The sequence below is a fragment of the Aeromonas sp. ASNIH8 genome, assembly GCF_002919855.1.
Lineage (GTDB): Bacteria > Pseudomonadota > Gammaproteobacteria > Enterobacterales > Aeromonadaceae > Aeromonas > Aeromonas caviae.
The window spans coordinates 1-22845 of sequence record NZ_PQLN01000072.1; the positions used below are offsets into that span (position 1 = coordinate 1).

Here is a 22845-nt window from a genome sequence, read left to right on the forward strand (position 1 = left end):
GATCATGCGGGCAATGCCCAGTTCCTGGCAGAGTGCGGCGACCAAACCAAGGTGATCGAGGTTACGGATCGAGATAGCGGGTGCGGCCATGATGATCTACCTGCAAAAGAGAGTAATAGATCAGAACGGCCGATCGCCGTCAAGCACTGAAAATAGCAAAATCAGGTGCGGAATGACGGCTCCAACGCTCGGGAACCGTGGTCGCCGCTGGCCCCCGGCCATGATCACCCCAGCTGGCGGGCCAGCTCCGTCACCCTGCCGTACCGGCACCGGTCTCCAACGCTCGGGAACCGTGGTCGCCGCTGGCCCCCGGCCATGATCACCCCAGCTGGCGGGCCAGCTCCGGCACCCTGCCGTACCGGCACCGGCCTCCAACGCTCGGGAACCGTGGTCGCCGCTGGCCCCCGTCCATGATCACCCCAGCTGGCGGGCCAGCCCCGACACCCTGCCGCACCGGTACCGGTCTCCACCGATCGAGCACCAGGGCGCCGCGGGCCCTCAGCCATGATCACCCCAGCTGGCGGGTCAGCTCCGTCACCCTGCCGTACCGGCACCGGTCTCCAACGCTCGGGAACCGTGGTCGCCGCTGGCCCCCGGCCATGATCACCCCAGCTGGCGGGCCAGCTCCGGCACCCTGCCGTACCGGCACCGGCCTCCAACGCTCGGGAACCGTGGTCGCCGCTGGCCCCCGTCCATGATCACCCCAGCTGGCGGGCCAGCCCCGACACCCTGCCGCACCGGTACCGGTCTCCACCGATCGAGCACCAGGGCGCCGCGGGCCCTCAGCCATGATCACCCCAGCTGGCGGGTCAGCTCCGTCACCCTGCCGTACCGGCACCGGTCTCCAACGCTCGGGAACCGTGGTCGCCGCTGGCCCCCGGCCATGATCACCCCAGCTGGCGGGCCAGCTCCGGCACCCTGCCGTACCGGCACCGGCCTCCAACGCTCGGGAACCGTGGTCGCCGCTGGCCCCCGTCCATGATCACCCCAGCTGGCGGGCCAGCTCCGGCACCCTGCCGCACCGGTACCGGTCTCCACCGATCGAGCACTAGGGCGCCGCGGGCCCTCAGCCATGATCACCCCAGCTGGCGGGCCAGCTCCGGCACCCTGCCGCACCGGTACCGGTCTCCACCGATCGAACACCAGGGCGCCGCGGACCCACCAGCCATGATCCCCCAGGCTGTAGGGCTAGATCTAGCAACCTGCACCCAATAAAAAAGGAGGCATAATGCCTCCCTTTTCACGCAATTCGGGTTAATTGCTACCAGTAGGAACATCCATATTGTCAGTCACCTTTTTCCTGACAGCATCAACATCAATACCATCTAGTCTATCTGTTGCCCTTTCCTGAGCATTTTTTCTTCCACCATCAATATTAAAATCACTGCCCTGACCGGTAAGCTTGTTGATGTCCATGTCTTGTGGATTTGGAAACTTCCCGTTCTGCTGTAAAATACCAAGCCATTCGGTCAAATCCACTTTATTCCAGTCAATTTTCCCAATATCAGCTAGAGGAATACCTTGGCATTGTGGGCTTTCTGCCGAGCCAAAGTTTTGCCCCAACTGAGGTCTAACTTGCTCTTGGATAATTCTAGAAAGGGGGGAGTTAAAGCAGCAATACGCTTCTCGCTCCTCAATGCATTGACCCAATACTTTCGTTTTACAATATGAACCAACATAGGTGCAATTATCCAAAGCACGTTGCGCATTCATAGTGAACTCATCTTCTTCACACTTCCAAATCATTTGAATCATGACCATTGTAACGACATAAATTGTATAAATGGTCATTGCCGTACTCATCCATGTGGCAGCGCTTTGCATCAATTGTTCTGCTGCCTGTTCGGAAGCGGCGGCGGCCGCCTGTTCAGTTGCAGCATCCTGCCCCGCTGATTTAAACACATCCATCATCACTTCTTTTATCTGAGCTTTAATCTGATCAATAAATTGATCAACGAACTGCTCAATTGGCTGAGTGAATGAGTCCACACTTCCTGACAGGTTTTCAACGTAACTGGTGAATGGCTTAGTAACTTCGGTCCATCCTTGAACAGCCGGATCACGGATTACCTGATATGCCCCTTTCATCACATTACCGTCACTTAGGCTCATTACAGCACCATCCAACTTTGGCACCGCCATGATCAAGTCGAGGTAATCAGACAAAGAAATATTAGTCGGCTTTTCACAGCAGTCTGATACACCGCCGACCGCAATTTTACACTCGCCTTTTTTTCCCGCAAAGGCGGAGCAAATAATGTTCTCTTCGCCCGTAGGCTTGTCATTTCCATCTTGACCCGTACAAGCCATGTCTTGAGTCATAAACTGCGCGGCGTTGAGCAATGCCGCTGCTTTTGCAAAGTCTGAGCTCTGCGTCTTAGTCATGTCGAGGCAATCGTCACCCATGCAACGAATAGGTCCCCCACACTTGAACTCTGTCTCTTTTTCCATGGATGGGACTTTAACGTCAGTTCCGCAATCATAGGTATCCTTGAAAACATAGCATGTACCTGACTGGCCCATTGCTCCGTCAATACATTCTGAACTGATAAAACCACATTGAGGGTTGTTTTCATATTGCTTGCATGAATTAAGATTCCCACCATTATTTACCGGGCAATGTTTTTCACCCTGAGGATCAACCCAGCACTCCATTTGCCCCTTATAGTAATCCCAGTCAGCCTTGACATGTACCTTTCTACATAAACGATCAATTCCAGGCAGGGGGGACTCAGCCAGATTATTTGCACAGATACGAATGCCATTAAGCATAGTGCATTTATCCGCATCAACTACCGGCATATCAGTACACTCGAAAGAACCATTAGCAAATTTATCTACGACGCCTTTAGCTGAATCCAAACAAGATTGCGGAGTCCATGTATCTTTTGTTACTACTTTTGAAGGATCAAACTTTATCTTGATTCGACCAAAACCTTCACCTGCATCTGCTACCGAAACTCTGATTTTAAATGTAACTACATCACCTGGAGATACATTCTTAAAATATTGAGTAACATTTACATTAGGATTCTGCTCCCAGCTTGTATTAAGCTCACACTCACCCGCTGTTTCCGGAGGGAAATTATCATTTGGCCCTTGCCAAACCTTTGTTTCTGCGCCAGATTTCCCGACCCACACCTGCATGTAGTCATCATATTTTGCATATTCCAGAGTCGCAGAAACAATTGCCTCCGGGTTACTAACTACAACTCGGGTATATTCTTCATAAATGGTACACCAACCACTCCAGTAGTTATCACCAACCTTACCTATCCATAACTCAGTACAGTCAGGCCCGCACGATTTTATGTTATAGGGGCCATCATAATGCTTCACCACCGAAGCATCATAATCATGCAGAACTTCACAATCTGCACTCTGATCCATTGCTCTCTGGCAACGTTCATATTTCGGCACATGAGTATTTAACGTAGAATCTTTAATAATCGTCTCAGCAGAGCAATCTCCAAATCCTTGAGAAATAAGATCTATGTTTTTATAGGTGTCTTTGCTCATATTGAGCATCGGGTCATTGGAAAAATCTGGCCGAGAACGATTAGTAGCGTCAAGTAACACTTTATATGCTGCACCAGATATAGATGGACTGCTGCCAGTAGCATCTGAATAAAGAGAGCCTTGAGCATTACCACCCTGTGAATCCATATTTGTATTCGAGTCGTACATACCCTTTAAATTATCAACGTTCGGATTGTTCGCATCCGGGAAGTAGTAGCTACTCCCTTGAGAATTTGAACCGCTAGTACCAGGGAATAGCTCATTGACGCTAAAACTAGCCTGTCCTGATGTATCAAATTTCCCATCTTTGATGGATGGCAGTGTAATTTGCCCGTTCTGCACCGAGCCCGACGACCCCTTGAATGAGTTTGCCATCTCATTGCCCAGATCCTGAGCTTCCATCCCGACTTGAGCGATGCCGTCTGAGGCGTACCCATGCACAGGCAGCATTGAAATGGTGAGCGTCAGTGTAGCTGCAATGAATTTGTAGGCTACCGATTGGTTGTTCATATCACGTCCTTACCTGTTGCAGCAGTCGTTCCATCGCCAGATGGTATAGATTGGGTCTTGACCTATTGCTGGGATCGTTTTGGAAAGGCCCCAAGTCAATGCAGATTCGCCGATGACGTGGGATGAATCTGTCTCTGGTACGGGATGCAACAACGTGAACTTGTACTGTGTCTTAGGCATCGTCGGGCTAATCACTCCCCGACACATCGCCTCATCTCCCATGGTCTTCCATGCAAGGCCACGGCGGTGAAGTGCCGTGAGCACCCTAGCGCTCAGCAAAGAACTATCCCTGATCACCCCCTTCCCTCCGTTCTGGTTACCGCTCAACGGGTACAGAGTCCCCCATGAGCCCGCGCACCAGAACATCTGCTTTAATGGCTTGCCCGCTGTGGATGACACTGCATCGGCGGTACAGGCCATTGCCGCAACGGGGTTCGCAACCAGGGCCGCCTCGGGGTTAGTAAAGAAAGCCAGCTCATCGTTGTTCCAGGTAGGGTCCAGTTCGGAGAGGTACATGATGTCCAGGTCCATGTAACCATCTGGATTACAGGCTTGCTTGATGAAGAGATCCAGCATCGTCAGCAACGGGAAGGCGTAGTAGTGGTAGTGCATGAACGACCCATCCCCGCCATCCATATCCCCTTCCCCGTGGTGTCCCTGGTTGGTCCTGTCAAATGGGAATCTCATGCCATTGAGAACCGATGAGCAACCCGGTACCCGTTGGAACTCGATGAGTCTCGCAGGCTCCCACATCGAGGTGGTTACCCCCGGTCGGGGGACTCCTAAGTTGTCGTTGCACAAACACAGCGGATTCTTGGCTGAATCATCGGGATAACTCCCACCAGGACCACTGATCGGGACACCTGCAATTTTGATAGGGAAAATGCAGCTCCAGCAGACATCTGTGATTAGCTTCCCACTGATCACATCAGCATTTTGGCACCCTGGGTCGGCGGCGACAGAACCGCCCCAAAGTGCTGCACTCATGGCAATAACTCTCAAGATTTTCGTAATCATGATAAGGCCTTTACGCAATTCATATATTCGTCCAAAGCTGTCGGTTCCCCGTGATAGAAACCTTGCTGCAACAACAGCCCAAATAATTTGGCACGTTCTTCCAGGAGGGGCGTTTCAATTTGCTCAGCAATCAGCTGAATTCCATTTTCGCGGCAATATTGAATTGCTGGATAGTCCACCAACGAATGGAGCCTGCTTGCGTCGAACTTGCAATAATGCCAAACGTATTTACTCAGCCTCGCCATGGACGAGTGCTTATCACCGTAATCATCGAGCGCAAACTCTCCCCCCAAACTTGCTAGTGCATCCCATCTCTTGGCTAAAGACGTATCCTGTACGCCCTCTGTAATTTCTATGACAATTCGGGTATTCCGATCCTTGGCAATTCGGTTAATAATCCCTGCCCATGTCTGAAAAATACTGTCCGTACCGAGAGTTTGCTCCGAGACATTAATGAATAGAGCACGATGTTGAACTCGACAAAATGGCAAATTGTTTTGAATGAACCTTGCTACCTCTATATCCACCAGCCCCCAGTTCAAAGGTACCTTGATATTGGATGGCGCAACCACCCGGCCTTCGTCATACCAGCGAGCCAAAACCTCCGCTGCGACAAAGGATCCTGTGCCGACATGTTTAATTGGTTGGAAAGCCGGGGCGAAAATCATTTATCAGCCTCCTCTACGAGCTCGCGGACAATGAACATCCGGTTCTTGGCTGTGATGACTGTCGGGGTATGCTCCAGCTCGAATCTGGAAATGAGATCCGGGGTCAACAGGTAAACTGGCGAGTCAATCTGGTCAGAGACACTCTTGTAGGAGTCCCATCCCTTGTCTTTATCAAGGGCCGTGGCTATGAAGGTGATTCTTTGAACCCCTGGCTCCTGCCTTATTTTTGGCAGAGCTTTCGCCAGCAGAGCCATCTGCTTTTTGTCCTGTGGATCGAAGACGACTACCGCCTGCGTGAAAGGGCGAGTCCCTGGCTGACATTCCATGCGAAGATCGCACAGGGGGTTGATCACTTCACCGGCCCGAGCGAACACTGACCCATCCGCGGCTGCAATATCCTTCGTCACCACGACACTTGGGTCCACTTCACGAGTCCGTGCCTTTATCGCCTTGGGTAGCTCATTGAAATTCTGCTTGAGCCAGAATCGCTCAATGGCTTTTTTCTTCTTCTCCACCCAATCGATCTTGGCAAGACGAGCTTTGGCTACGTCAATGAGGTCTGGTTCGCTGATCTCTTCCACAGGGCCCCTCACGCCGAGATCTCCCATCTCGCCGCTTTTTACCTCCCGAGCCAGCCATGAGGGATCCGCCAGACCAGAGACCTGGGCCACTACATTTGGTTGCTGGCCGAGCAGTTGCTCGCCGTCGAGCATGATGATGGTTGGTACTGACGTAACATTGTGTGACTTGAACAACTGAGGATTGATGATGATGTTCGGCACTGGGTCTTTCTTGGCCGCCAGATCCTGGATTGCCTTTACTCCTTGGCCGAGGTTCATCCCCTCAGGAATACCCCGGAACACGATCACCGCATCAGACTGCCCTGATACGGCGGAGAGCACATCATCAAGTCCCTGCGCCCCCAAAGAGAGCGATGCAAAGACGAGCATCCGATGGTCGGTATATATCCCCTTCTCCGCTTGCTTACGTTGCATCTCTTTCAGGGTTTTATCGGTTGACTGGAGCTGTTTGAAGAACTCCTTCGCCTCCACCTGAGCCTCGCTCATGTGTCTGTTTTGCAAGGGCTGCGACATATCGAGCTCTAATGCCTTTTTAGAGATAGACCTCCCTTGCTCGATCAGGGCTATGTCTTCTTCCGTCAAGATTGCGTTTTGAGAGAAAGCATTGCCTGCCGTGGCAAGCAGCACTGCTGCCGCAACCCTCTTATAGGAGGGGATAAGCGCGACCAATGATTTGCTCATCGTTCACCGTCCCCCAATAGCGTGAGTCGAAACTAAAAGGGCTCTGCCCCATAAACCAGTAGTGTCCTTCCGTCAGCGTCCGCTTACCGTAAAACTGACTCTCATCTAAATTCAGCCTACGGGCGAGCTGGAGCCCCTCCCCGACGACTTCCCCGTTCACTGTGGTATTCCATGTTTGGTCAATCTCCACTACGTCCCCAGGCATTCCGGCCAAGATCTTGACCATGCGGGTGCCGTCTTTGTAGAGTGGTTGCAGACTCTTTGCGTGGAAGGAGTAAATGGCCCCCTTTTGAAGTGACCGATCATTTAAATCGATCAGATACACCGTGTACCCAGGGAGACATTTTTCATTCTGCGGGTCGATACCAATGCGGTACCTGTTCATGAACCAATTGCCCGCCAACAGCAAAGCCAGCAGCATAAGGGCTGCTTTCATACCAAACCGCGGCCATGACTCCTTCCTCACTAGCCAGTCCTTCGGGGATTGGATCATTTCAGCCAATCCTCCGGCAGGTAGACATCGCTAGGAGCCCCAACCACAGACCCCGCATCGAGGACCAAGTAACCCGCATCCTTGAGCTTGAGGATCGCGTCATTGGTCTTGACCATCAGCTTCTCTACCTCTTCTGCGGAGGCCCCAGCAGGATATGAGGCTGCAACTTTGGTGAAATCCACGACAACGATGGGCGGAGACTGGTTCAGCCGATCGTGCATGGCCGAGGTTTGTTCATTCAGCACGTAATAGCTGCCACCAAAACCACCAGCGGCACCGAGTACAGCGGCGATTGCAATCGATTTGATGTCCATGTCCATTCTCTTCTCTCGTTTATGCTGCTTGTCGGCGGGCTTGCATCACCGCTTTGATGGCGTCTGGGACACTGAGGCCCTGGTTGACGAACTGATCGATGGCATTCACATCCACCGGGTCAGTCGAGTACAGAAGCTTCTGGAAGTCGCCCACGATCAGGCGGCCGACGCCCATCCCGCTTTTCGACTTGATGAAGATTTCTGAGTAGACACCCTGAATGGTGTGAACCGTTTTGAGGGTGTGGAAACCGCCATCCGAGAGGGCCAGACGACCAGCTCGTTTGACTGATTCGACGGTCTCTTCTGTCTGCCCGAGCAGGTACATGCTCGCGGAGTTCTCAGCGATGGCCCGCCCCACTGCGTTTTCATACAGGTCATTGATAGACTGGGTTGCGATGACAACGCTGCCACCATATTTACGGAATTTCCGATAGGCATGTTCCATGAACACTGAGACCTCGCCTTCCTTGAGCAGATCCCAGGCCTCATCAACGATCACTACCTTTTTGCGGTTGCGCTCCCCTAGGAACACCTCCTGTTGGATCTGGTAGATAAGCTGGAGCAGAACAACCTGCCGCAGGTGTTTTCGTCCCTGGAGCTCATCCAGCTCAAGCACCGTGAATTGGTTCTGGAAGGAGACGTTGTTCTTGTTTGAAAAATACTTGCCGTAGCTACCTTCTGATGTGAAGGCATAGAGCTGCTGCCCCACGTCCTTCAAGCGCAAATCCTCACCCTTCAAGCAGCGCTCAGCGATGTCGTCCACCTTCATCGTGGTGCCCTTCTCTTCCCATATCGAGGACAACACCTGTTTCAGTGCTGAGATTTGCCACTCAACCAACAGCCCCTTGGAAGAAGCCATCGCGCACACTAGGCTCACGATCGCATCCTCCTCGTCCTCGTAGTTCTGGATCAGCTCAAACGGGTTGAGACAAACGTGGGTTCCCTCTTCAAAGTGCACAAAATCGCCCCTGAGCATCTCTGACATTTTCTGATAGGACTTACCGGCGTCAATTACCCACACCTGAGCGCCCTCGGAGAGGTAGGAGCAGATCAGTTCGTTGGTCAGGAACGACTTACCGGAACCAGACTCTGCGGCAATGACAAGGTTTTTGTTGGTGTTACTGTCATGCAGCGACAGGCTCATGAGCTGCCCGTTGCGGGAGATCAAAGCAGCATGAAATGTGCCGGTACCTTTCCACTCCCCAAACACTGGTAGCACGACGGCTGCCTGTTCGCTCGTCATGGTCTTGTATCGGAAAAGATCACGCACTGCGTCCCGGTCGGTGCAGAACGGAAGGCTGTTGAGGAATATCGGCAGGGCAACAAAGCGATCTTCCATCAGCTCGAAACGGCTCTCACGCCAAATGCTCCGCGCAGCTGTTGCCGCAGATTCAACTCGCTCCTTCGTTGGGGCAAAAATCACGAGGGAGTAGCTTATCTTGACCGGCTTGGCCCCCTCTTTCAGGGACTCATATACCGTGTCAAAAGATTCCTTCTTGTCTGCCAGAACCGGGACAAACTTGAGCATCGGACCGTAAGCTTGGTTGACCGTAAACTGCCTCTTGCGTTCAAGGGTATTTTTGGTGCTTTCCACCTCAGGGAAGAAGACGTTGGTAACCACCATGTAGTTCTCTTTGATGCTGGAGTTACCCCCCGTCAGGTCCCCTGTATAGGCGACCGCATCCCCAAAGTAGGCAATATCCGGTAGCTTCTTCGCCGACAGCACCTTGGCGTGATAGCCGCCCAAACGTATGCCATTTTTACTGACTTCAAGGTCTGTGCCGTAGTCGAAGAGTTGCTCGCAAATCGGCTTATCCGTTTCCCAGCGGCTGGCATCGTGGCGCCAAGAAGCATCAGGTCCCCAATTAAGAAGGGTGCTCATGATCCGGACATAGTTCACGGCGGTCATTGTCCGGGGTCGCAAGCCAACCGTTTGGAGAGAGGACTCAACCTTGGTTTTCAATTGGTCGAGCTCAACGAGTTCAGTCTCTGTAGGGGTGTTGCTTTTGATGGGAACTTTGCACGTAACGAACAATTTAAGGTCTTGGATCAGGCCGTTGTCGTAGATGCCCTTGTTGGTCCTCGCCATGATCCGTTCTGTCGTGTGCTGCTGGAGATAGTTGATTCGCTCCTGGATGACGGGGCTCAGCAGACCGTGACGGAAGCCGTCACGCAGTCCCAACATCTGGTACATCTCTTGGTTTATATCGGGGGATCTGAATAACAGGAACTGGAGTGTCGTCTTGGCAGGGAACTCCTGATTCAGGAAGCCGTTCATACGCTCCTGTACCTTTTCATCCGCCCCGCACATCGGCTCACAGATAAAACCGAAACCGGCGCTCTGATCATCCATGAGGAACACCTGTTCATCTTCGCTATAGGCAAGGACAGGGATCACCCCAGAGGCTCGCATATGTTCCTGGATCAACGCACCGTCGAGCTTCTTCTTTATAGTCACGATCATTGTGCACTCTCCAACCATGCTTTCAGGTTATTAGGGCGTCCCTTGCTTACACGGCCATCGGGTGCAATGACGAATGGCACCCCCTGAATACCGATCAGATGGGCTGTCATCAGGGTCTGGTCATATTGAGCGGGATCGCATGGCGATTTTGACGGGAGAGTACCCAGGGTGTTATTCAGGAGCGCATCCAGTGCATTGGTTTTGTCCTTCGCGCAGTGCAGCGCTTTGGCAAGCTGGTTTGATTCATCCCCTAGGGCAGGGATAACGACGATCTTGAAGGTGTATTCCTCAGCCAATGGCTTGGCCTCACCAATCAACTTGTGGCAGACACCGCAACGTGGATCGACAAACAGCACCACATCCTTAGGCCCATGCCCAAACGAGATGGTGTTCAGCTTATCAACATCCATTCCCATATCTTGGAGATGCAAACGGTCGGCGACATCACGCATTTCCGACATCGAGCTGAGGGGTTTTTTACCCCACACATCGTAAATCTGCCCTGTAATGACAAACCTACCGTTGTCTGAGATGAAGACGATCTGACCATCGCTCTCGACTGCTCTGATTCCCTTGATGGGCAGGGTCACAATCTCCTTGATCTTGGCCGCCCTGGGGTCTGTAATTTCTAGCTTTGAGGCTGCAACCAATGGAGCCGGGATAGTCGTTATCCCGAGCACCATCAGCCCCCCAAGAATTTTTCCAAGCATTTTTACCCCCATGTCAAACTCCTAGATGCTGGGAGTGTATCTGCGGGGATTAAATAGCCTCGACTGTGTAACGGCCCATTTTGGTCACATCCAGCGGTATCGTAAAAAAAAAGCCCGGTAGTTAACCGGGCTTGGGAATGAGAGTGTTTGAATGGGTATGCTAGTGGCTCAGTTCAGGGAGACCACTTCCGACCGACCACCGGAGTCATCCACTCCGACCAGTGCAATGGTCGGCATCACACCGTCCTTACCCTTGCTGATCGTCAGTCTGTCTGCCGTGATGGCTTGCACTTCTCCACCCACCGTCCACTGATACGACTTCATCCGCCCATCCGGGTCCTCACATCCCGCGTACACAATCCACGAGCCTATCGTCTCCCGGCTGCGCACCGTGCACGTCGGCAGCTTGTTCTCCGCCACCTTGAGCACCAGCTTGCCCTCGACATCCTTGCCCATCTCCGACGTCGCCTTGAGCTTGATCTCGTGCTCACCCGCCTGCAACGTCGTGCGGCCATAGAACCCCGCACTCTCCAGCGGTTTCCCATCCACCGAATACTGACGGGTCAGGATCCGATCCCGCGGATGACCACCCGAGATGTACGGCCGAAGCAGCACATCCAGCGGCTCACGCGCATCCGGGTTCGAGCCCGAGTATTGCAGGTCGATCACGTACTGTTCGGCCTCGCCCAGCACCACCGGCTCTTCCAGCGCCGTCTCGTTGCCTCGCGCATCCCGCACTTTGAGCTTCACCAGGTATTCCCCCGCGCTGCCCATCGTGAACACCCGCGCTGCCGGTTGCTTCTGATCTTCAATGGCCGCCCCTTCCGGCAACGTCCACTCATAAACAGCCTCTTCCAGCTTGCCCGAGAAGCCGATCGGCCGAGCCGTCACAATGATCGTGGCTGGCGCCACGTTCGCCGTCTTGCGTACCTGCATCCCGAACCGCGGCCACACGTACTCCCATACACGGGAGTACATCGAGTGCGTAGCCTCGGCTCCCTGCTCCCGGAAACCCTCTATCCAGGCCGTGTAGGTGGTCTCCACCCGCTCTTTGGTCAGGTCCTCAGCGCTCGGCGTGTACTGCGCCGTGTCACCTTCAACCCGCTGCCCATTCGGCAGGACGAAGACCCCCTTCACCTGCACATCCATCCCCTTGTACGGCAAGCTGGTCGTGGCCTTGAAGGTGTAGGTCTTGCCTGTCTCGATCACCGACGGCCCCGACACATACGGCCGCGGTGGCTTGACCACCCGGAACTCCACAGCGGTCTTGGCAACCCGGTAGGCGTACTCGTCGCTCGCGGGTGCATCCCCGGAGCGCACCCGTGCCCACAGCTTGATCCTGGTGTCTTTGTCGCTGTTCAGCGTGAGCGTCGGGCCCTGCTTGTCCCACACCTTGCCGCCATCGGTTGACCACTCCACCACCGCGTTCTCAGCACCAATCTCCTCGTCCTTCACCGTCAGCCGGGTCGAGAATGTCCCCTCGCTGCCCACAAATAGCGTCTGCGGCCCCTTCACCTCCAGCTTCGGCTTGTCGTAGGCAATCACGTCCACCACTTCGGTGTAAGCCTCGGCGCTGGAGTTGCGGTTGATCACCTTGGCCCGCACCTTGTAGGAGCCTTTCTCGAACACCTTCACCATCTGGTACTTGTAGCGTTCCTCCGGTGTCGTGCTCTCCCAGGTCGCCCCGCCGTCACTGCTGACATCCCACACCACGTCGCCGGTCGCCCGGTAGTCCTGGCGGTCACTTAGCGCCAGCTTGAACACCGCCGTGAACGGCGCCTCGCCCGACAGCCGACGGGCACCAACCTCAGCGCCAATCGCACCGCCTCGCAGCACCGTCAGGAACGCAGGCCGCGTGGACTGCACTACCCGGCTGTACCCCTCAAATGGCGACACCAGCTCCGCTTCCGCCACGATCCGCACCGAACTCGTGTCCACTTTCGACAGATCTACCGCAAAGCTCGCTGTACCGTTCGTCGCATTCACAAAATCCGTCAGCGCCTCGGTCTTGTTGTACGCCATCTGGCGGATCAACCTCACCTTCCAGCTCCCCATCGTGGCAGCGTCAAACGCCTCGGTCGGTTTGTATTGATCCTGTATCTTCACCTGCACTGGCAGCGCCTGGGTGTCGATGGCAGTGTCACCGGCTACCTCCACCACCGGCACCAGGTTGTAAGACGGCACCGACACGGCTTTGTACACCGCTTCGGTCTTCACCTCTGGCACCTTGTTGTAGGCCGCCTTCACCTTGTAAGTGGTCTCTTCCCACAAACCCCGCTGGTCGGTGTTCAGCCGACGGTAGACTTTGGTGTTTGAACCCCAGCCGGGGGAGAATGTCTCCGACTCCAGGGTATCGGTGTTGCGCATGATCGCCACGTCCAGGTCTGCCCGCTCCGAGGTGATGGTCGCATCCCCCAGGTAGTCGCCCAGCATCGGCACCATGTAGATGTTGTCCCGGAATTTGTACTTCGAGGTCAACTCCACAGTTGGAGCCGGGGGATCTATGGCATCGATGGCAAAGGTCTGATCATTGAGGGTCACACGGGTGCCGTTCTTGCTGTAGATGCTCACCCGCCAGCCCAGCGCGTGCTGCATTTTCTCCGTCACTGTCCCGCTCAGACCTGGAGTAGTGGTGCCTTGATCCTGCACCAGCCCATCCGGGATCGCCTGCCATTCAAACAAGCAACTACGACTGATACTGCCGGAAGCCTTGTTGGCCGCATCTTTCTTCGCCTGATCGGCACTGAGGGTCACCGAACAGACAGGCCCCAGGTTCTGGCTCATCCGCACGTCGAAGGTCTCGATGATGCGGTTCACCTGTGCTACCTCGGGGCCGGGGGTGTAGCCCACGGAACCGTAAGCACTGGTCACTGTCAGGTTGCGGCTGCCGCCGCCGACCTTCACCTTGGCGCCGTCACCGCTGAACAGGTAGAGGCTGTATTCGAGCGGCTGCTCACCCAGGCTGACCGCCTGGCCCACCAGCCCCGCCAGTTTCAGGCCGTCAGTTTCCTGAGTGCTCTGCTCGGCCTCATCCGGTATGCGGTCCCACTGCAACAGACATACCGGATCCCGGATCGGGTCGGAGCGTTTCGCCTCATCCTCTTTCGAGGTGAAGCGACAGGGAACACCAGCATCCGGCAGGGCGGAGATCTTCACCGGGTCAATCACCTGGCGCACCGTCCACGCCTCCGCGGAGAGTTTGGCCGTCGGCTTCCAGGTGGTCACGTCCAGCACCAGGATCGGGGAGTTCGGCGCCGCCGTGGTGACCAGCAGGCCGGAGGTCCCGATCACATCCGCAACCGCAGGTTTTACCGGGATACTCAGGCGGCCACCGGAGGCTCCGAAGTTGTGTTTGCTCAGGATGCTCATAGTCTGGCCCGGTTCAATCCGCACCCCATTGACCACCAGCGGGACCTTGGCGTCGGAACGCAGCGTGGCGAACACATCATAGGAGCCCGTCACAGTAGAGCCGTCGTTGAGGGTCAGCGGCACCGTTTCAATGATCTTGCTGCCGTCGGCATGGGTAAACTCCTGCGTCACGGCCGGGATCATCAGCTTGCCATCCATCCCGTCTGCCAAGGTCACCTGCCGCGGCGTGTACTGGAACCCCACGATTTTTTGAACGGAGTTACCTTGGGCATCCTGCCCCTTGGCAGTGAGGGTGTATGACTCCCCGGCTTTCAAGGAGGGGAACATGACTGGGTATTCCAAGCGGAAACGCCCTTTCGACTCTTCACGCCAAGATAACTGCACCTTGTCGTTGGCTGGCCCACCAGCCAGCGCGATCGATGTCAGCTTCGGCGACGGGTCAAGGGCATCACTCAGGTTGATGATCACATCATCGAGCGTCTGGATATTCGCACCCTGGGCCGTATTGATGGTCATCACCGGAGCTGTGCGATCCGACGTGATCTGGAACATCGTTTGCTTGGTCTGCGGGCCGTGCATTTCTTCCGCAGCTGCTACCAGGTTGAACTGCCCTTCGGGTAGGGTCTTGAGATCCCATTGGTAGGTGTAATTATCCCAGTTGTCGGCAGTCAACCCGCCTTGGGGGGAGAGCTTGTTACCTTTGTTATCTTCAATCCAAGCCGTTTTCAGCCGGAGGCGGTCGAAGTAACTTCCACGCCCTTGCTGGGCAATAAACAAGGTGAAGATCTTGGTATTGGCGTCATATTGCTGGGTGAGTTGGGGGTAATACTGGTCGTTCCAGTTCACCTCTGCCCACAAGGGATTGGACTGCAAAGTGCTGTCCGCGTTGTAGACCGTTGCATTGTCATGAACGTACCCCGTGGTGCCCTTTGCCATGGTAAAGCTGTTGGCTATGACACAGCTCGTTTGTCCCGCAGGGACACTACAGCTACCCCGGTGCACAGCCGTTTGCACATAGGGTCTTGCCTCTACATTAACCCTGATGCTACTTACTGTGAGCGGCAGCGAGCTATTCATGACGTAATATCGCAGCATCGTGGACCAACCGATGTCGCTGTAGTTGTAGTCTACTCCCAGCAATCTGGGGCTTTTGGGGGCAGAGGGGGATAGGACCAAATCGTAATCAATAACCCCCCCCCCCCACTGCCCGAAGTTGACCCAGCGCCAGTAGTTCCCATCAGTGTGCCCGTAGGGGGAAGTTGTGATTAGGTAGACATACTGACTATCTTCACCGGCCTTGGTCATCTGACCGAGGGCATTGACCATATTGATCCCGCCCTCCCGGTATTCATGCCAGTTATTACGCGGCACACGCCACGCCAGTTTGATTGGGTTTGTTTTCACCGTCATACCATCGGTATAAGACACAAACCCGGTCAACCCCGGCGCCAGGATATTTGAGCTGTTGGGGTCAAAGACACCAAATGGTGCGGTAGGGGCATTGGTGACGTTATCAAACATCACTTTTTGCGCGTCCGTCAGCGTTGTGTTTCCAGCACTATCTGCGATTTCGAACTGGAGAGTGAACTGTTCATCCAGATCAGAGTTAGGGAAAAATCCGCTTTCGAACGGCTTTCGCGCCTCATGATTGGCTGCATCGTAAGGAATAGCGACATTTCGATATAACGAACCATCCTGCCTGTACAGCTTCGCTTTGACGCTTGTTACCGGCGTACTATCGCTGATACCGGTGAGCTTGAAGGCGTTCTCTTCGGCCCCTCCAATACCCAGCTTCCAGAGGGTACCAGTGGTGACTTGCCCATAATTACTTGCTTCTGGTGCCACTGACGCATATGTCGGAGCGGTGACATCGACAGTCAGGGGATACTCATCCGCCTGAACCGAAGCCCCGGCCGCAGATAAAATCTCTGCTTTGAGCTTATAGGTACCCGCAACCGGTGCGGCTAGTTGCAACTCTGCACCATAGTAGGTGCTGCCGCCCACAGTGATCCGGTCGGCCGCACCCAACAGATGACTGGTTACTGTAGAGATCAAAGTACCATCCGCTCGCAGCACCGAAATTTTGACCTTACGGTCAATACCTGCACTCAAAGCGAATCGAATGTTACCCGTCGGGTTGGCATAGTTGGCAGTCGCCGCTAACGTCCTTTGTGCCCCCCCCGGTGCAGTAAAGGAATACTGCAACAACTCTGCTTGGGCTGTTCCCGTGAAAATAGCCGCCAGGGCTCCCAGCAAGGCTGGTAATTTCAATTTGTGTTTTAACATCACACTCTCCATTTAAAGGTTACACGAACCCAAAATGGAGATTACGGGACGCGCCTTTGAAAGACCGGCTGTGTTTGTGTCCGTTTTGAGTACATTGAGAAAAATATTTGGCTGTTGATGAAAAAATAGGGCAGCCCACTGGCTGCCCTATTCCTTCATGTGTCTGGCGAGTGATGGTGCCTTAGCCCCCAAGCCCATTAGTGAGGTGGATTGCGGCCGGGGCGATCTTGTCGGCATGTTCCAGTGTTGCAGACATGATCGACTCAACCACTGTCGGGGAGTTGTACAGCCCCATCCCACCACCGATACCCATGGCGAACGCCATCAGGCTCTGGCGAGCGATTCCACCGACAACACCAACCAGGATCATGGCACCAGCAACGATTCGACCGAGGGTACCCTGCGTCCAGTCTTTAAGGGTGGTCCAGACATCATCAAACGCAGTCCCGCCAGTGCCTGCGTGGACGGAATCCGGCGCCAGCACGAGAGCCACCGCCACCAGTCCCATCAGGAGGAAGAGCGCGTTGTTTTTGTTTACCGCTGAGGCATTCGCCACCGGACCTGTATGACTTACATTCATGTTCATTCAGAACATCTCCTACTTTGTTGTGGTTGTTTCCGTTTTCGGTTCGTGCTGCACGGATTGCAGCGGTCTCAACACCGGCTCGTTTTCGGGTGTACCATCCCCGATCACCCATCTGCGCGGTTCAATCTCCGTGTAGACATACCCCGTTACGATGAGGTCACCGTTGGTGTCCTCCCAGGGAGCTACCCAGATCCGCATCACCTGCGCTGGTGTGCGAATGGGAATTGGGCGATCCGGCAAACGCGGAGCGACATACGTGTCAATTACCGGGTCTCCAGATGTGCTCGTGGCTCCGGCCGAGGGGGTGGCTTGGCCCTCCCCCTTCGCTTTGGCCTCATCTTCCTTCATCGGACGAGGGACATTCCCATCGTTGGTTGCGGCGTAAACATCCCGAGCAGACATACACTGCACACCGTTTGGCATACCTGGACAGCTGTATTCCTCCTCCCCGATATTGAGTGATGAACACCCGGCGAGCAGCATGATTGCAGCACCGACCCCCAACAGTCTGAGAGATCCTACTCTCAGCCCTAGTCGAATCTCGTCTGTGAAACTGCCCATTTTGGTCACAATGCTCATTTTTTCTGGCTCTCCCCGGTCGAACGGATTTGCAACTTAGTGCCCTTGGTCATGATTACGTCCAATTGGCGGCCTGCATCGATCTCGATAACCGGGAAAATCCCTTCGGCCATGTCGATGTAGAACTGCGCGATGCGATCCAAGGCCTTGCTGGCGCCCTTGGCCGCAGCGCCCTGAACCATGTCCTCAGACCAAACCGACTGATACTGGGTATTTGAACCAGGGTTTGTACTGACAACCGGTACTGGGTTGACGTCGAATGCCTCAGAGACACCGCTCAAAAAACCGGCCATCATGGATTTGGCTATAATCTGGCCCTGTTTGGATACCACACGACCACGAACCCCAGCCTTACCATCCTCACCGACCGCATAAGCATCGAGCTTCGCCTCGATCACCCCACCGTCCTCACGTACACACGAGAATGTTTCGCCACGTAGGTAGGCGCGTTCCGAACTCAGATCGCCGTAGCCAGAGACAATTAGGAAACATTCGCGCACATCGGCACGGAACCGGTTAGGGAGGATGGCTTCTTTCTGGATCCGCAGAGTTGACGGGAATGGGTCGCGGCGGGCCCCCTGGGATGTTGGGGCATCCATACCGTTTATCAGTGTCCCAGTCAGGATCGATCCCGAAGGCAGATACAAGGAATCATCATCAGCTCCCTTTGACTTATCTGCCTCAGGCGCCTTTTGGGTGTAGCTGACAATCTGGATGCCGGTCTTTGCAGGAGCTTTGCCATCGCCTTTACTACCGGGAGCTTGGCCCTTAGAGTCTGGCAATGGAGCATCCCTGAAAATGGCTGCCGGATCCTTGTAGTCCAATTTTTTGTCCATGAATTGGCTATTAGCACTGTTCCCAGGAGTGTTGGTCACACTGGCATCAGCATTCCCGGTGGCCTCGGTGCTATTGCTATTCCCTTTTCCGCTATCTACCTTTTTCGCCAGTTCATCATTCATCTTTGCCAGTTGCTCAATATCCTGGCGCAAGCGAGAAATTTCACGATCGACGTCAGCGCCCTTCCCTGCTTTCTGCTTGTTTTGCTCCAGCTCTGAATTGACGCGCTCCAGCGCTTTCTTGAGATCCGCATTTTCACGCGAGACCATCTTCACATCAGCTGAAAGGGAGTCGATCCCTATTTCCCGTGTGTTCTTATCTGTCAGTACGTTCTTGATCGTTTCCTGACGCCCACGCCGTTCCTCTTTCTTTGGCTCACCGGAGAAAACCGTGACGACAGCGAAAAGGGCAAACACACCACCAGCGACGGCTACCCAGCGCTTCTTTTTGGGGTCGAGCTCACTCCAATACTGGCTAATGTTCATTGACGCCCCCCCAGCAGAGACGGCCGCTTAGACGTGGAGGCCTGACCGCGACCTTGTTTCATCGCGACATAGATCTCTGTCTTCTGCCCCGGTTCGAGAACGTTCAGCGGCCAAGTGGTCACAGCAGCTACGTCCCAACCACCACATAAGGACTCCTTGAACTCAATGGGCTGGGTCGATGTGTTCTGGGCCACCCCGATGAATACGTTGAGATGGTGTCCCATCATGTACTGACCCTTCGAAAAATCGACCCGGATACTGCCAGTCGCACACTGGGGAACCGCCGCTCCGGCTGGGATATTGTTCATGCTGTAGCCTTGAGGAACCTCGCCAAGGGCGATCTTTCTGAACACAGTACGAACGGTCTCAACGTAGGGCTGACTTTTCTCCCAAGCATCCGCCTTGGTATTGGCAAAGCCTCCGCCCATGCTGGCGCTCCCTGTGAGCTTGAGGAACACCTCACGGGGCGGTATCCGCCGCGGCACCATGGTCAGGCTCAGTGCCTGGGCCTCTGAGCCTTTTTCCGTGATGAACATCGTGACGGGATATTCCTTGTCCGTTGCGACGTAGACCACGTTTTCCTTGATACAAACTTCGCCACATTGTCCATCAGCACTGGCACCGCTCAGTGAGGTGGAAACCACTTCTGGATTGCCAAATGGAGTGACGATCCGATTGGGATGGCCTATGGCGATCGGGATGATTTGGTTCACACCTGGATTCATCGTCAGCACAGGACTTTCGTTAACCTGCCCCATCACCCCACTACTTCCGATCGGGGCAGGGACCCCCTGTTTCATCACACTCGCGGGGACAACAGGAACATCCTCAGAGGAGTCAGCCATCACCCCTGTTGCGTACAGGGCAAGCACCAAGAGTGGGTATTTAGCGTTGAGCTTCATTGGTTCTCCGTTCCTTTTCTTCTTCTTTACGCTTGAGTTGCTCCAGCACAGCCTTGGTGCGTGGCTTACCCATATAGGTTTCCATGTAATCGAGAGAAGGGGCGTAATTTGAGATTTTGAGGACGAACTCATAAGTGCGCTCCCCACGCTCCTCCTGTTGAGATGACGCGCCTTTCACATAGGAGTACCCATAAGCAAATACCTTGTCGCTCTTCTCTTCGTACTCTACAAAACGAGGTTCGAACCGCATGGTTACGCGGTCTTCCTTTATCTGCTTGGACTGGATCTCGATGGCATCAATGACATCCTGATAGATTTCCGGCGAGAGCATGGGGCTCAACCGCTCTTTGACAAAATCCACCGAACCGGGCGTAACGTTGCCAAGCAGCTGTGAGAACGCAAAGCCCCAAGCTTCTTTGTAAGACCGAGAGGCATTTTCCTTCGTAACCCATGCCTCCTCAGAAAGGGTGTAGGGCTGCATGGTGACAATGGTGTCTTTCGTAAAAACCTTGATGACCAGCAGTAACACGATGATTAACAGCCCCGCCTGGAAAAGACGGCCCCACTTGTTCTCTGCTTGGGTCCCTTCCCAGGTCTTGAGATAGGTTTTCAATTTCAAGGTAAATACCTCCGTACAAATGGGTTTTTCATCGACTTGGCCTTGGTAGCGATGAACCCGGCCCAATAGATCATGTGGAGTAGGTAACCATCCGGATGGTTGTCCCGGAACCGGCGATACAGGTTGGTAACGAGCAGCCCGCCGATGAAGCAGATGAGGGCCTTTCCGATGATGACGCCAATCGTCAGCCCCAGGAGCATCGGGGCCAACTCATCGGCACTCCACAGGAGCAAGTGGGGGGGTTCATCAACCCGCCGCGGGATTTTTACAGGCTTCATTGCCACCTCCATATCTTCATTGCCTGTATTTTCATTCAGTTGACCCGCTTTCCTACTACGGCTTTGCGCCCAATTCGGGCAGTTACAGCGACAAATAAAAAAAAGGTGGCATCATGCCACCTTCCATTTATTCACAGGCCTGCTTATTGATTCTGTCTTTTCACAGCATCGACCGAAGGACGGCCCGAGCTCACGTCCCTATCAGGGCGACCACTTTGTCGAGCCCAAGGCCGACAACAAGACCAAACGCGAACAATACCAACCTGATGAGAGTAAGAAACGGCCAAGAGCCTGAACTCCCTGCTGCCACCTCTACTTTTCCGACTTGAGTCTGTACCGACACGATGAACCCCAAATGAAGTTGCCTTTGGCATGGGGATTGTCGCTTTCCCCACTCCACCAGCACAGCGCTATTACGGCCCTTTTGGGGTGTGGGGAAAAAAATATGCTGCGGTCCCGAGTTGGGGGTAAAAAATTTCACATGTGAAATTTTTTACTGCCGAACAGCTTGTTGGAATTCAGTCAGAACCCTATCTATTTACGGTTCAACATATCGATGATCCCGCGCTTGGCATCTGTTTTCGTGAATGCTCGAATGGAGTTCTGCTCGCCCCGGACCAATGCCAAGCGAAGTAGGCAGAATGGCTCCAGCCCAGCCAGATCTGACGTCACCACGTTGGCTTTCTCTGTCCAGTAGAACCAGAATCCATCATGCACCCAGGCATGACGACCATCCAGCCGACCTTGGTATTCCAGCTCACTGACTTTCACGCCCGCCATGAGCACCTCCTATTATTTCTTTAACGATCTTGCGGCGGAGACAAGCATTCAGCTGGTTGCTGCTGCATCGGCGAGGGCCCTATTCCAGCACGACAGAGCAACCATGAGATTGTCATGATTCAAGCTACCCATTACATCCTCATAGCGTATCTATTCACCAGGACGGGGTTGACGGCATCAGTTCTGCCGGGATGGGATAATCTGTCTTCTCGATGCACGCCCTGACCACGGCCCTCAACCACTCCTGTGGGCAGCGGCCCAATCGCTTGCCGGTCTCCACCAACGACAGGATGCGCTGGCGAAACAGCTCGCCCCGGTGAGACCACACGCCGTAGCTACCCTTGCGCCAGAGCACATAGCCACGCAGCGCCCGCTCCGCCTCGTTGTTGGTCAGCGCTATTTCGTCGTCAGTCATAAACCGCCACAGCATCTCGTCATCCCGCAGCAGCAACTGGCATCGTCCACGGTAGCGTTTGCTGCACAACAGGGCGCCGCGCTCCAACTGGCTTCGCCAGCTTTGCCGGTAACGCGCGAGCCTGCGCAGGTATTTCTGCTTGCTCAACGCACCGCTTTCCCAACGGTGCCGGGTACGAAACACCGCATCCGCCAGCAAGACCAACCGGGCACCGATGGGCTGGTTGCACTGCTCGCTACTCTCGGCGATGGCCACGAGATTGCGGGCCACGTGGGCCCAGCACAGTTGCCGCTGGTCGGCGTCGATAAACCGGTAGCCGGCGTACTGGTCGGTCACCAGCACCCCGTCAAACTCGGCGCCCAGCAGCCGCTTGGCCGCCTCCTGACCACGGCCATAGGCCGTCATGAAGCAGACGGCTATCTTGCTCAGCGCCAGCCACATCCAGCGGCGCTCTCCACCCCGCTGATGCCGGGTCTCATCGGCATGAACGTGGGTGGCCGTCTGCACCTGCTGCTTGATGGCCTGGTAGGTCGGGGTGAGCATGGCACTCACCCGCCCCTGCGCCTCACTGATGGCGCCCCGGCTAAAACTCAGGCCGAAATGCTGTTTGAGCTGCTGCTGTATCGGTAATCCCCCCGAAAAACCAGGGTGCTCATAAGTAGAATTTTCCCGTACCTTGAACGCAGGAGGTTCTACATGAAAACATCACGCTTTAGCGATACCCAGATCATCGCCATCCTCAAACAAGCTGA

General features: G+C 54.7%; 16 protein-coding genes and 1 pseudogene. All 17 read right to left on the reverse strand.

Features of this window, described 5'->3' with window-relative positions:
- Nucleotides 1-1254: 1254 nt before the first annotated feature.
- Nucleotides 1255-4029 carry a conjugal transfer mating pair stabilization protein TraN gene (gene traN, locus C3418_RS16910; RefSeq protein WP_073536835.1) on the reverse strand — a complete coding sequence of 925 codons (2775 nt, stop codon included), beginning with the start codon at nt 4027-4029 and terminating at the stop codon, nt 1255-1257.
- A 9-nt stretch (nt 4030-4038) separates the two neighbouring features.
- The gene (locus tag C3418_RS16915) at nt 4039-5046 is read right to left on the reverse strand and encodes a TraU family protein (protein ID WP_073536834.1); all 1008 of its coding nucleotides are present in this window, start codon (nt 5044-5046) and stop codon (nt 4039-4041) included.
- Nucleotides 5043-5714 (reverse strand): EAL domain-containing protein, encoded by a 672-nt coding sequence (locus tag C3418_RS16920; RefSeq protein WP_073536833.1) that lies wholly within the window; start codon nt 5712-5714, stop codon nt 5043-5045. The genes C3418_RS16915 and C3418_RS16920 overlap by 4 nt, the downstream gene beginning before the upstream one ends.
- A complete protein-coding gene (locus tag C3418_RS16925; RefSeq protein WP_073536832.1) occupies nt 5711-6976 on the reverse strand; it encodes a TrbC family F-type conjugative pilus assembly protein in 1266 nt (421 codons plus the stop codon). The genes C3418_RS16920 and C3418_RS16925 overlap by 4 nt, the downstream gene beginning before the upstream one ends.
- Nucleotides 6939-7469 carry a S26 family signal peptidase gene (locus tag C3418_RS16930; protein WP_073536831.1) on the reverse strand — a complete coding sequence of 177 codons (531 nt, stop codon included), beginning with the start codon at nt 7467-7469 and terminating at the stop codon, nt 6939-6941. The genes C3418_RS16925 and C3418_RS16930 overlap by 38 nt, the downstream gene beginning before the upstream one ends.
- Nucleotides 7466-7783, reverse strand: a complete 318-nt coding sequence (locus C3418_RS16935; RefSeq protein ID WP_073536868.1) for a hypothetical protein — start codon at nt 7781-7783, stop codon at nt 7466-7468. The genes C3418_RS16930 and C3418_RS16935 overlap by 4 nt, the downstream gene beginning before the upstream one ends.
- Nucleotides 7784-7802: 19 nt before the next feature.
- Nucleotides 7803-10247, reverse strand: a complete 2445-nt coding sequence (gene traC / locus C3418_RS16940) for a type IV secretion system protein TraC (protein WP_081374711.1) — start codon at nt 10245-10247, stop codon at nt 7803-7805.
- Entirely contained in the window at nt 10244-10969 is a 726-nt protein-coding gene (locus C3418_RS16945) for a DsbC family protein (RefSeq protein WP_232484092.1), read from the reverse strand. The genes traC and C3418_RS16945 overlap by 4 nt, the downstream gene beginning before the upstream one ends.
- Before the next feature lie 156 nt (nt 10970-11125).
- Entirely contained in the window at nt 11126-16612 is a 5487-nt protein-coding gene (locus tag C3418_RS16950) for an Ig-like domain-containing protein (protein ID WP_103858934.1), read from the reverse strand.
- Between the two features lie 181 nt (nt 16613-16793).
- Entirely contained in the window at nt 16794-17120 is a 327-nt protein-coding gene (gene traA / locus C3418_RS16955; protein WP_050804919.1) for a TraA family conjugative transfer protein, read from the reverse strand.
- Nucleotides 17121-17210: 90 nt separating this feature from the next.
- On the reverse strand, nt 17211-17777 hold the full coding sequence (gene traV, locus C3418_RS16960; RefSeq protein WP_073536829.1) for a type IV conjugative transfer system lipoprotein TraV: 567 nt from the start codon (nt 17775-17777) through the stop codon (nt 17211-17213).
- Nucleotides 17774-19099, reverse strand: a complete 1326-nt coding sequence (locus C3418_RS16965; RefSeq protein WP_073536828.1) for a TraB/VirB10 family protein — start codon at nt 19097-19099, stop codon at nt 17774-17776. Before C3418_RS16965 ends, traV begins: the two co-directional genes overlap by 4 nt.
- A complete protein-coding gene (locus tag C3418_RS16970) occupies nt 19096-20001 on the reverse strand; it encodes a type-F conjugative transfer system secretin TraK (protein ID WP_103858935.1) in 906 nt (301 codons plus the stop codon). The genes C3418_RS16965 and C3418_RS16970 overlap by 4 nt, the downstream gene beginning before the upstream one ends.
- The gene (locus tag C3418_RS16975) at nt 19985-20620 is read right to left on the reverse strand and encodes a TraE/TraK family type IV conjugative transfer system protein (protein WP_073536827.1); all 636 of its coding nucleotides are present in this window, start codon (nt 20618-20620) and stop codon (nt 19985-19987) included. The genes C3418_RS16970 and C3418_RS16975 overlap by 17 nt, the downstream gene beginning before the upstream one ends.
- Nucleotides 20617-20898 carry a type IV conjugative transfer system protein TraL gene (gene traL, locus C3418_RS16980; RefSeq protein WP_011899398.1) on the reverse strand — a complete coding sequence of 94 codons (282 nt, stop codon included), beginning with the start codon at nt 20896-20898 and terminating at the stop codon, nt 20617-20619. The genes C3418_RS16975 and traL overlap by 4 nt, the downstream gene beginning before the upstream one ends.
- A gap of 534 nt (nt 20899-21432) precedes the next feature.
- Nucleotides 21433-21678 (reverse strand): hypothetical protein, encoded by a 246-nt coding sequence (locus C3418_RS16985; protein ID WP_011899397.1) that lies wholly within the window; start codon nt 21676-21678, stop codon nt 21433-21435.
- Nucleotides 21679-21832: 154 nt separating this feature from the next.
- A pseudogene (locus C3418_RS16990) lies at nt 21833-22717 on the reverse strand (IS66-like element ISKpn15 family transposase); the annotation flags it as partial.
- Between the last annotated feature and the right edge of the window lie 128 nt (nt 22718-22845).